The sequence below is a fragment of the Shewanella insulae genome (assembly GCF_009831655.1).
Taxonomy (GTDB): Bacteria; Pseudomonadota; Gammaproteobacteria; order Enterobacterales; family Shewanellaceae; genus Shewanella; species Shewanella insulae.
Window position 1 is genome coordinate 99218 of the sequence record NZ_WRPA01000013.1, and the last position, 13229, is coordinate 112446.

Here is a 13229-nt window from a genome sequence, read left to right on the forward strand (position 1 = left end):
AGAGGCTAGGTATCTTTGTCCAGATGAAGCTGTAGCCAGAGCTCTAAGAGTGTGACCTGCCACAGACGCGAGCCGAAGCGAGTGAGTTGTTGCTCTGGGCTGGCGAGCATGGCGTCGATATAGTCCATATTGAAGATCCCCCTTGCTCTGGCTTCTGGACGGGAAAAGACCTCTTTAGCGAGGGCTAAATAGGGGCCCTGCATGTTACGCAGGCCAGGGACAGGGAAGTAGCCCTTGGGCCTGTCTATCACCTGATGGGGTATGATGCGTCTCGCCACCTGTTTGAGTAGGTATTTCCCCCCTTCCTTGAGCTTTAGCTCAAAGGGGATACGGTTGGCCAGTTCCACCAGTTCATGATCTAAGAAGGGGACTCTGGCTTCGAGCCCGAAGGCCATGGTCATGTTATCGACTCGCTTAACAGGGTCATCGATTAACATTACCTGTGTATCCAGCATCAGGGTCTTGTCGATGGCGAGTTCGGCCGGGCACTGGGCGAAGTAGTTTCGTACATAATCGCCCGCATGGTCGCCATCGAGGAGCGGCTCGGCGACGAGCTGTTGGTATTCTGAATATTGCCAGGAAAAGTAGGCATCCTGATAGGTTTGCGCCTCATTTTCGGTAGTGGCATCGACCATAGGGGGATGCCAATGATAGCCGCCAAATACCTCATCAGCCCCCTGACCACTCTGAACCACCTTGACGTGTTGGCTGACGGTTTTAGACAGCAGATAGAAGCCGATCACATCGTGAGACACCATGGGCTCAGACATTGCCATCACGCAGTCGGGCAGGTGGGTAATTAGTTCACTGTGACTGACCGTTATCTTTTGATGTCGAGTCTGGTAGTGCTCGGCGATTAGATCTGAGTATTTAAACTCATTACCCAACTCGTCTTCGACATCATCAAAGCCGATTGAGAAGGTATGGATCTCTTTCTGTCCCAGCTCGTGCAACAGCCCCACAATCAATGAAGAATCTAAGCCACCGGAGAGGAGAACCCCCACAGGTACGTCGGCCTCTAAGCGGCGTTTGGCGCTTTCATACAGCTTTTGTTCCAGTTGTTGAGACCAGGTCTCCTCGGTTTCCGTCTCAAGGCTAGAGCCTGGTGAGAGGTGCCAGTAGGACTGGTGGTCAACCTGGCCGTCGGGTCTCACCAGCATCCAATGGGCTGCCTCGAGTTTGTGGATCTGTTTGAATAAGGTTTTGTCGCCGACGATGGCCCGAAAACAGAGGTAGTGGTTGAGGGCCTGAGGGTCTATCTCGGTATCGGCGGCGGGGTGACGCAGGAGGGCTGGCAAACTGGAGGCAAATATCAGGCTGTGGCCATTATTGAGGTAGTAGAGGGGTTTTATGCCCAACCTGTCTCTGGCGATAAAGAGTCGTCCCGTATCACGCTCATAAATGGCGAAGGCAAACATGCCGTTGAACTTTTCGACACATCGGCGACCCCATTGAGCATAGGCTTTGAGTATCACCTCGCTGTCGCTATGGGAGAAAAAGCGGTAGCCCATCTCTGTCAGTTCGGCCCGTAATGCGCGGTAGTTGTAGATGCAGCCGTTGAATACCAGTGTAAGCCCTAGCTCGGCGTCAACCATAGGCTGGGCGCCATGTTCACTCAGGTCGATGATCTTTAATCGCCTGTGGCCCAGACAGCAGGCCCCTTGGCTATAGAGGCCCTGTCCGTCCGGCCCTCTTGGTGCCAGTTTATCCAGCATGGTGGCGACATGGTTTACCTCGACCGCATTGGTAAAAGAGAGTTCTCCGGCAATCCCGCACATAATTACTCCTGTTAAGCTGAAATTAATATCAGTTATAACTATTTACATTAGTAAAACTCACTGGTTTCTCAAGTGAAATCAGTCAAAAGAGGTGAATCATTTTAATGTTTTACCAGGAAATAAATTGGTGGGGGCAATCTGAGCTGAGGCTGCTACACTTTTAAACAAGTCGAAAATTTGTTCACCAAAAAACTAATGAAGGACTTATGAAAATAGCTATCCTGACAACTAATCAAGTTGATGATGACAACAGATTGGTTGAAGTAGCTCGCGCCAAGGGACATGACGCCTTTCTGCTCGACCTGCGCCAATTTAGTATTGAGTTGCTCCCCAATAACCCAGAAATTTACTATCAAAATGAAGTAATTACGAATCAGTTTGATATTGTGATCCCCAGGTTAAATGTTTCCTACACAGATTTCGGCATCAATATTTTGCAGCAATTTATCTGCGCGGGAATCTATGTCAGCGAATCACCGGAGGCATTGCGCCTGGGGAGGGATAAGCTTAAGTGTCTGCAATATCTTTTGAGTAAGGGACTGCCATTTCCGGCCACCGCCATTGCCTATACTCCAGAATATTTAGAGACCCTGGTTGGTCATCTGAAGCTGCCGATAGTAGTGAAGCTGATCGAGAGTACAGAAGGCACAGGAGTATTTTTAGCTAAAACTAAAAAGGAGGTCGATAATCTGTGTAAGACCTTCTCACTGGCCGGAGTCAGTTATCAGATTCAGGAGTTTATTGCCGAGGCGGCCGGACAGGATGTTCGAGCATTTGTGGTTGGGGACAGAGTGGTTGCCGCGATGCAAAGGGAGTCTCAGGACGATGACTTTAGAGCCAACGTTTCCCTGGGTGCTCACTCTGCAGCTGTGGGGTTGACCCAGGAAGAGGAGGAAGTGGTATTAAGGGCGACCCAAAGCATAGGCGTCAACATTGCTGGCGTCGACTTTGTGCGCTCCTCTCGCGGGCCACTGTTGCTGGAGATCAATGTATCGCCTGATTTTACCGGTAAACAGGGCCTCGAGACTGTCACTGATTGTAACATCGCCGCCGCCATCATCGACTATACCCTGAGAGAGGCAAAGGGCTTTTATCGAGAGCAGACCTTGACGGTCGCCTTATCACGGCAGGAGGAAGAGCTGCTATGTGCCGATGGCTAGCTTACTCTGGACGGCCCATTTTCTTGGATACCTTAGTGACTCAGCCGAGTCACTCTCTGGTAGCCCAGAGTCTAAATAGTGAGTTAAACATCAGCCCGGCTGGGGTGTTGCTAAGCACCAATGGCGATGGTTTTGGTGTTGGTTGGTACAATCGACGTGCCGAACCTGGGGTGTTTAGGGATGATAAGCCCGCCTGGCATGATGAAAACCTGAAAAACCTCTGCCATCAGGTGGAGTCGCATATCTTCTTCGCTCATATACGGGCGACGACTACAGGTGATGTACAGCGCACCAACTGTCATCCGTTTCAATTTGAAAATTGGCTGTTTCAGCATAATGGTCATGTCAGTGATTTTGAGAAGATTCGACGTGAGCTTCAGTTGGAGATAGCCCCTGAGTTATACCCCTACCTGAGAGGCACCACAGATAGCGAGACATTTTTTATGTTGGCGCTGACATATGGCTTACAGAAAACACCTAAGTTGGCACTGCAGAAGATGGTCGAACGGGTGTTGGTAGCCCTAGAGCGGGTCAATCCCAAGGGGGTGTTGAATCTCTCTTGTGCCCTCTCCGATGGTGACCGGCTCTATACGTTAAGGTTTTCCCATAACGAGGAGGCGATGACTCAGTTTTATTCGTCGGATACTGAGTGTATTCAAGATTTTGACGATCAATTTGAGCTCATGCCACAGGGCAGTATTGTGGTCGTCTCCGAACCTTTGGACAAGGCTAGTGAGAAATGGAAACCTATCCCCGCCAATACTTTTGCGACTATAGAAGAGAATCAGGTGAGTAGCGAAGCCTTCCTTTGATGTATAAGTTATATGCAGGTCTTGTTGCCACTTGTCTCACAATGAGCCGGCTCAATAAAGAATTGCCTCCAGGTTGTGGCCACAGAAATCCTTTTGATCTGAATCAATGCCAATGCTTTGATAACTGGTCAGTATATTAGGGAGTTTTGATATGTGGGTTAAAGGAGGCGTTGGTGACAGATGATAAGCTTATTCGGCTGCTAAAGGTCTGTATCGTCATCGGGCTCAGCCTGATCCTGCTAGGTATCTATCTACATAATTTTAGCGACACCATGGAAGACATGGGGGTGACAGGGATCATCATCAGCGCCGTCTGTGTGGCCTTAGGTATGGTACTCTCGCTGCCAACCAAGATGTATCTCACCTTTATCCTGGTTAAGCGCGAAGCGGGCAAGTCTGATGACTAAGGCTAGCCCGACTTGTTTCCCTTCTCATCTCATTCGGGCTTGTCAGCCAGCTCGCCGATTCTTATATTTGGTTAGCTAACGTCGAATTTAAGCGTCGGTTATTCGTAAAAGGTTAAGGTTTTGAAAGGTAAAGTAATTTATACTAGCCCCAAAATGAGGTCGCCGCTTAAGGCCCTATCTTTAAATCTGATTGAGTAGAAACATATCGCCGTTATGGATAGAGATGACTCTCAGGAAATCAACCTGACCTACGCCAAATACAAGAAGAGTATGCTGTACTCACTGCTGCTCCTGCTGTTTCTGTCTGTTGTGCTGGCCATTGTTTATATGACGTCGAGCAGCAATATCTCCCGGGATCGGGAGATGCGCCAATATGCCGAGCTGGGTAATATGCGGGCGAGCCTGTTGGCCGAGCTCAACATAGTGGGGACAGATTTAGCCTACTATGCTCACAGTGAGCTGGCCATATCCACTCTGCAGCAGGAAAATCTCGCCGCGAAAAACTATTTGACCTCTCTGATGTTTCAAATCGGTAACCTCTACAAGCATTACGATCAGATCCGCCTGCTTAATGACAAGGGCGACGAGGTGATCCGTATCGAGCAGAAGAGGGATGCCAGCCTGTATCTGGTGCCCGAAGAGGCGCTACAAAATAAGGCGAATCGCTACTATTTTCGAGAGCTTGCCGGGCTTAAGCCTATGGAGATCTATGCGTCGCCCTTCGATCTCAATGTCGAGCACGGCGAGGTCGAGTTACCGCTAAAACCCACCATACGCTATGCCACGCCTATCTATGATCAGGCGGGGGATTTTATCGGAGCCGGGGTGATTAATTACAACGGTAACGATCTGCTGGAGATCGTCGAGGACCTTAATGTTCATGACCACGATAAGGTGTATCTGCTCAACGGCGCGGGTTTCTATCTTAAGGGTGATGAGGCCGGCAAGGAGTGGCGCTTCATGTTCCCCGAGCGCGAGCAGCTGGTATTTGGCGATGAGCATCCCAATGTGTGGCGCCAGATGCAGAAGGCGGAGCAGGGCAAGGTGGTGACAGACGAAGGCGAATATTACTTCAGTCGCTTTCAGCTTGCGCCTCACTCAATGTTTAACATAATCAACAAGGAAAGTGCGTTCTTGATCATGTTTGTACCTGATAGCAAGATTCAGGCGGCGCAGAAGAATCTTAACAACAGTGCCATCATCGCCTTCCTGTTGGTGTCGCCCATGTTTATCTTTCTGGCCTATAAGCTTGCTAGCTCTCAGGTAGAGCAGCAGAAACTCTTTAGTCAGCTCACCTTCGATGCCCGCCACGATGCCCTGACGGGCCTGTATAATCGCAGTGCCATCATAGACTTCCTGGGTAAGAGTATCAGCCGTAGCCGACGCCAGAAGGCCGAGCTGGCGGTGAGTTTTATCGATGTGAACGATTTGAAGAAGACTAACGATCTCTATGGCCATGAGGCGGGTGATGCCCTACTAAAAGGGGTAGCCAAGGTGATCAACATGTCGATTCGTAATGGTGACTTTGCTGCCCGCATCGGTGGCGACGAGTTTTTGATCGTCTTCGTAGACTGTGACGGCGGTTGTGCTAACGATATCATGGAGCGGATCCAGGCCGCCTATGGCGTCATGGGGCTAGGCAAGACGGGCAAGGAGTGGAGCCTGAGTTTTGGTTGTACCCAGCTGCTGCACGATACCGACGATGTCGACAGCATAATAGAACGGGCCGACAAGTTGATGTATGAACACAAGACGGGGCAGAAGAACCAGCTATTGCCCTAATCCGCTCTTTTATCTGTTCTCCTCATTATCCCCTTTGGGGCGGCGCTATTCCCTCGCCGCCCTGGTGGTTAATTTTGGCCTTTTGGCCTTTTTCGGTAATTAACCCAAGACTAATGACTCAAAAACACCGATAATTCCCCCCAATTGTCTCATTTTGAAATAAAGCATGCTGGGCCTTAGGCGCTGGCGCGCAGTGGAAAGCACCCCATGGAAATCAAAGTTAATTTTCTCGATAACCTCAGACTCGAAGCCAAGTTCGACGATTTTACCGTCACCGCCGATCAGCCTATTCGCTACAAGGGTGATGGTTCGGCGCCTAGTCCCTTTGATTACTTCTTGGCGTCGTCGGCACTGTGCGCGGCCTATTTCGTTAAGGTCTACTGCAAGGCTCGCGACATTCCCACCGACAACATTCGTCTGTCCCAGAACAATATCGTCGATCCAGAAGATCGCTATAATCAGATCTTCCAGATCCAGGTAGAGCTACCCGACGATATCTCCGACAAAGATCGCGAGGGGATCCTGCGCTCCATCGACCGTTGTACGGTTAAAAAAGTGGTGCAGACAGGCCCAGAATTTAAGATTGAGACGGTGGAGAACCTGGACGCCGATGCCAACGCCATGTTGATGGGCCAGCCAGGTGGCGACACCAGCACCTATATCTTGGGCAAAGATCTGCCGCTTGAGCAGACCATCGCCAATATGACCGGCATTCTGGCTGAGCTGGGGATGAAGATAGAGATCTCTTCCTGGCGCAACATAGTGCCTAACGTTTGGTCGCTGCATATTCGCGATGCGGCCTCACCCATGTGCTTCACCAATGGTAAGGGCGCGACCAAGGAGAGTGCACTCTGCTCGGCGCTGGGTGAGTTTATCGAGCGTCTGAACTGTAACTTCTTCTATAACGATCAGTTCTTCGGCCTGGATATCGCCAATAGTGAGTTTGTTCACTACCCCAACGAGAAGTGGTTCGCCCTGACCGATGACGACTCGCTGCCAGCGGGTATGCTGGATGACTACAGCCTAGAGATCTATAACCCGGATGGCGAGCTGTGCGGCTCACACCTGATCGATACCAACTCGGGCAATATAGAGCGCGGCATCTGCACCATCCCCTACAAGCGCCGCTCGGATGGCGAGACAGTCTATTTCCCTTCGAATTTGATTGAGAACCTGTTTTTAAGCAACGGCATGAGCGCGGGCAACAACCTGCAGGAGGCCGAGGTGCAGTGCCTGTCGGAGATCTTCGAGCGCGCGGTGAAGCGCCAGATCATCGAACAGGAGATAGTGCTGCCGGACGTGCCTATGGCCGTGCTGGAGAAGTACCCCAGCATACTTGCCGGCATCAAGGGGCTTGAAGAGCAAGGTTTCCCCGTGGTGGTGAGAGATGCCTCCCTGGGCGGTCAGTTCCCCGTGATGTGTGTGACCCTGATGAACCCCAAGACAGGTGGCGTGTTTGCCTCCTTCGGCGCACACCCAAGCTTCGAGGTGGCACTGGAGCGCAGCCTGACCGAGCTGCTACAGGGCCGCAGTTTCGAGGGACTCAACGATGTGCCTAAGCCGACCTTCAACAGCATGGCGGTGAGCGAGCCGGAAAACTTCGTCGAGCACTTCATCGACTCTACCGGGGTGATCTCCTGGCGCTTCTTCAGCAACAAGGCGGACTATGCGTTCTGTGAGTGGGACTTCTCCGGCAGCAACGAGGAGGAGGCCAAGGGGCTGTTCGGCATCCTGGAAAGCCTGGGCAAGGAGGCCTATGTCGCCGAGTTTGAAGAGCAGGGGGCATCTGCCTGCCGTATACTTGTGCCCGGTTATTCTGAGGTCTATCCGGTGGACGACCTCATCTGGGACAACACCAACAAGGCGCTGGACTATCGCGAGGATATCCTCAATCTGCATCGCCTGAGCGACGATGAGCTTGCCGAGCTGGTCAATCGTCTGGAAGAGAGCCAGCTGGATAACTACACGGATATCCGCACCCTGATCGGCATCGTGTTTGATGAAAACACCGTCTGGGGACAGCTGACCATTATCGAGCTTAAGATTCTCATCTATCTGGCCCTGGGTGCCCAGGAAGAGGCGCTGGAGCTGGTGGAAGACTTCCTGCAGTTTAACGACAACACGGTTCAGCGTGGCCTCTTCTATCAGGCGATGAGCGCGGTACTCGAGGTGACGCTGGATGAGGAGCTCGAGCTTGAGGACTTCATCGGTAACTTTACCCGCATGTTTGGTGACGAGGTGATGGCTCAGGTGGTAGGTTCTGTGAACGGCGAGGTACGCTTCTCAGGCCTTACCGAGACCAGCATGGCGCTGGAAGGCATAGAGCCGCATCTGCGTCTCATCGAGAGCTATAAGAAGCTGCATCAGGCCCGAAAAATTAAAGCCGGACTGTAATCTTTAGTGCTGTGAGTTACGGATAGTGAGTAGCGAATAGTGAGCTAAAAAAGCGAGCCTTGGTGCTCGCTTTTTTGTGCCCGCTTTTTGGTATTTGCTAGCCGAGCTATTAGCCGTTGGCCTTGGCGCAGGCTATCGCCTTTTGTTGTTGCACCTCGGGGCTCTTATCTTGCATCGCCTTGAGGATCAACTCGTTACAGCGCTTCTGCGCCTGTTGCTGCTCGCTGCGCGAGCTTGGCTTGCCTATGTGGGCGATCATAGGTTTATAGCTGAGGGAGGCGTTACAGTACATGGTCGACAGGTGTCTGCCGTGCTGATTGAGATCGTCACGCCTGGAGAGCTGCTGGCACAGACTGGTAAACATGCGCTTGGCCTTGCGGGTGCAATAGGCGTATTGGGTGACGTCCTGTTTGGTGTCGGCGCAGACGCTCTGCTCCCGGATACGCCACAGCTGATGTTGAAAGCCGATGGCCGTATCTTCATACACCAGGCGCTGACTGACAAGGCGGGTGTTGGCGGCATCTTCATAGCTGGTGACAATGTTGCTGCTGACCATTTCCAAATAGGCGGCAAACAGCTGAGAGATAGGGTCCATGACTCGTCCTTAAGTGGTTAGCCTTAGCGCTTTCCTTGCTAAGGTTTTTGGTTGTTTTTAGTTATCAATTACTTGGTTCGTTTAATTGGCGGCGATATTTTACGCAATTTGGCGCACTTAGGCTAGTGATTAGCCGCGGCTTACCCAATTTGCATCTACACTTTGAGCAAGTGTTTGCTTTGTTGAGAATCTAGCTATGTCATTAAAAGCCATGCCAATAAAAGCCATGCCGTTAAAAGCCAGCGCCCTGTTGGCAATGAGTCTGAGCCTTACCGCCGTGGCGGCACCCGATAATGCCATTAATGAGTCGATAGACGATGGGTTTGTCGAGGCCGGGGACATACTGGTGATCGCCATTCCGGCGACGGGTTACCTGGCGTCCTGGCTCTATGATGACTTTGAGGGAGCCAAGCAGCTAACCTTTTCTGTACTGACGACGCAATTGATCGTTGAGGTGACCAAGAGCACTGTGGGGCGCTATCGACCAAATTCGACCGTGGCGGGCGGCAGTTATAAGTCTTTTCCTTCGGGCCATTCCGCGGGAGCCTTCTCTGGTGCAGCCTTTTTGCAGTCGCGATATGGCAGCGCTTGGGGGATCCCTGCCTATCTTGGAGCCGGCGTAGTAGCGGCCAGTAGGGTACATGGTAGGCGTCATTATGCCGATGATGTTCTCGGTGGTGCTGGCATCGCCATCCTGGTAAATCAGTATTTCGTCGAGCAATACGATAACCAAGGTCTGGCCGTATCCCTCTTTCCCAACGATGAAGGTGGTCTGCAATTTAATATCTCAATGCCTCTGGATGGCCCCCTGAATGGACGAGCTGGTCCGCGCGCCGAGAAGCTTGCCCAGCCTTACGTCCAAGGCCCCAAACGTCATCGTTTTGCCGTCAATCTTGGCTTTAATATGACTGATTCCCTCGGTATGGCGGGGGTGAAGAGTTTGCTACCCGATGAACAGCTGGTGGACGATCATCAGCCTTTCTCCTATCTCATGTACGAGTACTTAGATTCTGACGTGACGTCGTTACAGCTGGAGCTTTCACCCAACGAGACCCGTGTCTTTGGCACCCTATCGGGAGAGTTTGAACTGGATGGTAAGCAATATCAGGATGGCGACTCCCTCTATCTGGCCTTTAAGCAGTGGAGCCTGGGATCGCAATATTTCTATCGATTCGCGCCCCAGGGAGATTGGCATTTTAAGCTGGGGGGGGGCCTGTACGCCTATTGGGTCGAGCTGGAGGCAGACTATCTGACCGGTGGCCAGTATGCCGGAGAGGGCAGCCTGGAGGTGATGCCCTCTATCGAAGGGCTAACCCGTTATCATATCGGTGGCGGCCTGTCGGCCGATGCCATGGGACGTTTTCAGGCCTGGTCTGGCAATCAGCTAGTGGCGGCGGAAGCTGGGCTAAGCTATGCCCTGGGCGAAGAGTGGCTGATGGGACTCAAGTATGCCTACTCTGAGGCCAAATGGGATGGGCTCAATATGGAGTATCAGACAGATTCTATCGTGCTCACGGTCGAGAATCGCTTTTAGCCTGGCCACCTGCTTGCAATCTGCAGGCGGCAGGCTTTTGGTGTCCTAATGTGGCGATATTAACCGAGTAACTCTTCCACGTATGGGCGCACAGCTTCTATAGTGTCTAGCTCGTTGGGAATGGCGATGCTGCGATAACCGTCACCCAGGAAGGCGCGATCCACTTCGATCAGTACGCCTGTCTCCTCGCCGTTGTCGACGAAGCTGACTTCCAGCTCCCTGGCGCCGAAGAAGGAGTGAGACTCAGGTTTAAACTCATATTCTTGATAGCAGGGCAGATGCGAGGAGAATTCGTGGGCGTGGATATAGCCCGCCTCGATATCTGTCTTGTAGAGACGATAGCCCGCCTGCTCGATAAGCTCTAACACTGCCAGCTGGGTGGGGGAGGGTAAGATGGTCAGCGGGTCTTTGTCGCTACCGTCGATGCCGTTCTTGATATCCAGGCCGGTCTGCAGCCAGATCTTGCCGATGCGCTGGCCGAAGAGGCGGGTGGCCGGGATCTCCGGATGCAAGTTGAGGTTAAATTGGCGCGTGATGGTCTCACCCGGGGCTATGGTCTGCTTCAGCATGGGCTTCCAGCTCTGCAGTACCAGGCTCTTATTGTATTTTATCTCATCGTCGCCAACGCTTTTTTCCGCCTTGGCCTCGGCCATGATGGCGAACTCCAGGCCGTTGAGTTCCTGTTCTACCTCACCGCCTGTGATCACTACCTCGATGCGAAAGGGCTCTCCGGCGCGCAGTTGCTCATCGAGTAATATGGTATCGACGCTGGCCTTGCCTATGCCGACACTGGCTAAGATCTTCTTTAACATTCTCTTTCCTTGTTGTTTTTCGAGAGGATTTTTAACTTGCGCAGACCCTAACATTGTCTGTTTAGGGCTGCAACTCCGGCAGCGTAATCGCCTATTGCGCCTAAAGGCCGGGCTTTCGCTGAGTGCTCTTCTGGCGACTAAGGCGCCGCTCGCTGGGCCGTCGAAGCCAACAGCAGCTGATAGAGGTGTTTAGCCGCAGGCCCCGTCTTTGCCCCCTTGGGGAGCGTCAGATGCAGGGGCACCTGATAGCTGTGGGCATGCTCTAGGTTGAGCACGCTAACGTTTGGGTCTCGGTATCTCTCAATGACGTGGTGTGGCACGCGGCAGTAACCGAGCCCAAGAGTGACCGCCTGCCAAGCGTGGTCGAAATTATCTACCGTGATGCGTTGATTGGACTTTAGCCAGCCGACATCCTGTTGACTTGTGTCGCCCAGATCGCGGATCACTATTTGGCGGTTGATGGCCAGATCAGCCGTAGTCGGCGAGGGAATAGCGGCGAGGGGATGTTGCCTGGCGACAACGGGGTAAAGCTTGACCAGGGCGAAGGTCTCAGAGGGATAGTCTTTGATAGGCAGATTGATGATGGAGATATCAGCCTGCTCCTCCACCACCATCTGGGTGGTTTTTGACAGGGAGGTTTCGACCACCTTGACCGAGGTGGCACTGTTGTGGGTGAGGAACTCACTCATAGGCTGAAACAGCCAGCTGCGGTCGCAGAGATGATCTATGGCGACCACGAGTTGTGACTCTAAACCGCTGGCGATCTGGGTGCTGAGTTCCTCGAGGGTCCTAGCCTGCTCTAGCATGGCATTGGCTCGCCTAAGTAGCGACTTGCCCTGATCTGTGAGCACCGCCTTGCGCCCTTCGATGCGCAGCAGCGGCAGGTCCAGCTGAGCTTCCAGTTTCTTCACTGCGTAGATCAAGGTGGTGTGGCTCTTGTTGAGGGACAGCGCCGCCGCCTGAATGCTGCCCGCCTTATCTATCTCCAGTAGCGTCTGCCACTGATCTAGGGTCGTCTTGAGTTTCATTGGTTTAATTTCTCTACATTAATGCGCAATATTATGAACTTTAATGTCTATATTTTGCGAGTAGTATGACACTCATCAACGGAAAACGCCTAGCACGTTTGCCAAGAAGCCTTACAAGCTCCCTCACCTTTGGAGGGAGCTGATTGATGATCAATTAAACCGCATCTGGAGAGAGACGATGAGCAAGTTATTACAGGTAGATTTTGCATTTGAAGGCCCTTTTGGTCAGGAGATGGCCGAGCAGTTGGTAGGGCTGGCCGAGTCCATCAATCAGGAGCCTGGAATGATCTGGAAGATCTGGACGGAGAGTGAGAAGAATAAGTTAGGCGGCGGCATCTATCTGTTCGAAGATGAAGCCTCGGCGCGTGCCTATCTTGCGATGCACAGCGCCCGCCTCAAGGCGATGGGCGTCGACGAGGTACGCGGTCAGATCTTCGATATTAACCTGCCACTGTCGGCTATCAATAAGGCCCCGCTGGCCTAAGGAGTGCTGAGATGACCAACAAGGTTTTCTTGAGTCTACACGGCGCCATTTACGGCTTGTTCGCCATAGTGCTCTTTTTCCTGCCGTTGCAGGTATGGCCCCTCTATGGCGTGAAGATACAGGATCAGTATGCCTATTTCCTGTCTCAGCATACGAGCATCTTCTTAGGTGGCGTTGCACTTGTGGCCTGGCTACTTAGGGAGTTAGCCCAGGGGGAGGTGGCGAAGAAGCTGATATTGGCGTTACTCCTCACCAATCTTTTGGGAGTGGTGATCACCACTTATGCCGGTGTGAAGGGAATATTTACCGGTTTTGGCTGGAGCGATCCCATCTTCTTCGCCGTGATGGCCCTGCTGTCGGCGGCCCAATATCGTAAACAGGGGGGGCTTTAGCCCAATAAGGTTCACATCTTGGCTCACTCAGGGTAGAGTACGCGTCATTGA

General features: G+C 52.3%; 12 protein-coding genes. 8 read left to right on the forward strand and 4 right to left on the reverse strand.

What is annotated here, in order from left to right; genetic code table 11:
* Positions 1-5 precede the first annotated feature (5 nt).
* Complete coding sequence (locus GNT65_RS14615; protein ID WP_160797469.1) at positions 6-1778, reverse strand: N-acetylglutaminylglutamine amidotransferase; 1773 nt, start codon at positions 1776-1778, stop codon at positions 6-8.
* A 206-nt stretch (positions 1779-1984) separates the two neighbouring features.
* Here GNT65_RS14615 and GNT65_RS14620 point away from each other — a divergent pair, with 206 nt between their 5' ends.
* The 5 genes from GNT65_RS14620 (at position 1985) to GNT65_RS14640 (ending at position 8333) form a co-directional block, all read left to right on the forward strand.
* Positions 1985-2938 (forward strand): ATP-grasp domain-containing protein, encoded by a 954-nt coding sequence (locus GNT65_RS14620; protein WP_160797471.1) that lies wholly within the window; start codon positions 1985-1987, stop codon positions 2936-2938.
* On the forward strand, positions 2923-3750 hold the full coding sequence (locus tag GNT65_RS14625; RefSeq protein ID WP_160797473.1) for a class II glutamine amidotransferase: 828 nt from the start codon (positions 2923-2925) through the stop codon (positions 3748-3750). The genes GNT65_RS14620 and GNT65_RS14625 overlap by 16 nt, the downstream gene beginning before the upstream one ends.
* 173 nt (positions 3751-3923) lie before the next feature.
* Complete coding sequence (locus GNT65_RS14630) at positions 3924-4157, forward strand: hypothetical protein (RefSeq protein ID WP_160797475.1); 234 nt, start codon at positions 3924-3926, stop codon at positions 4155-4157.
* A 213-nt stretch (positions 4158-4370) separates the two neighbouring features.
* Entirely contained in the window at positions 4371-5939 is a 1569-nt protein-coding gene (locus GNT65_RS14635; protein ID WP_160797477.1) for a sensor domain-containing diguanylate cyclase, read from the forward strand.
* A gap of 207 nt (positions 5940-6146) precedes the next feature.
* Positions 6147-8333, forward strand: coding sequence for an OsmC domain/YcaO domain-containing protein (locus GNT65_RS14640; RefSeq protein ID WP_160797479.1), 2187 nt, complete (start codon positions 6147-6149; stop codon positions 8331-8333).
* Positions 8334-8442: 109 nt separating this feature from the next.
* Here the strand turns inward: GNT65_RS14640 and GNT65_RS14645 are convergent, their stop codons facing one another.
* Positions 8443-8928: a hypothetical protein gene (locus tag GNT65_RS14645; RefSeq protein ID WP_160797481.1), complete on the reverse strand. Its 486-nt coding sequence runs from the start codon at positions 8926-8928 to the stop codon at positions 8443-8445.
* A 196-nt stretch (positions 8929-9124) separates the two neighbouring features.
* Between GNT65_RS14645 and GNT65_RS14650 the strand changes: the two genes are divergently transcribed.
* Positions 9125-10462: a phosphatase PAP2 family protein gene (locus tag GNT65_RS14650; protein ID WP_160797483.1), complete on the forward strand. Its 1338-nt coding sequence runs from the start codon at positions 9125-9127 to the stop codon at positions 10460-10462.
* A gap of 59 nt (positions 10463-10521) precedes the next feature.
* Here GNT65_RS14650 and GNT65_RS14655 read toward each other — a convergent pair whose 3' ends face one another.
* Both GNT65_RS14655 and GNT65_RS14660 read right to left on the reverse strand, forming a co-directional pair.
* Entirely contained in the window at positions 10522-11274 is a 753-nt protein-coding gene (locus GNT65_RS14655) for a sporulation protein (protein WP_160797485.1), read from the reverse strand.
* Positions 11275-11411: 137 nt separating this feature from the next.
* The gene (locus GNT65_RS14660; protein WP_160797487.1) at positions 11412-12302 is read right to left on the reverse strand and encodes a LysR family transcriptional regulator; all 891 of its coding nucleotides are present in this window, start codon (positions 12300-12302) and stop codon (positions 11412-11414) included.
* Between the two features lie 178 nt (positions 12303-12480).
* Here GNT65_RS14660 and GNT65_RS14665 point away from each other — a divergent pair, with 178 nt between their 5' ends.
* Complete coding sequence (locus GNT65_RS14665) at positions 12481-12786, forward strand: monooxygenase (protein WP_160797489.1); 306 nt, start codon at positions 12481-12483, stop codon at positions 12784-12786.
* 11 nt (positions 12787-12797) lie between these two features.
* Positions 12798-13178, forward strand: coding sequence for a hypothetical protein (locus GNT65_RS14670; protein ID WP_160797491.1), 381 nt, complete (start codon positions 12798-12800; stop codon positions 13176-13178).
* Positions 13179-13229: the final 51 nt, after the last annotated feature.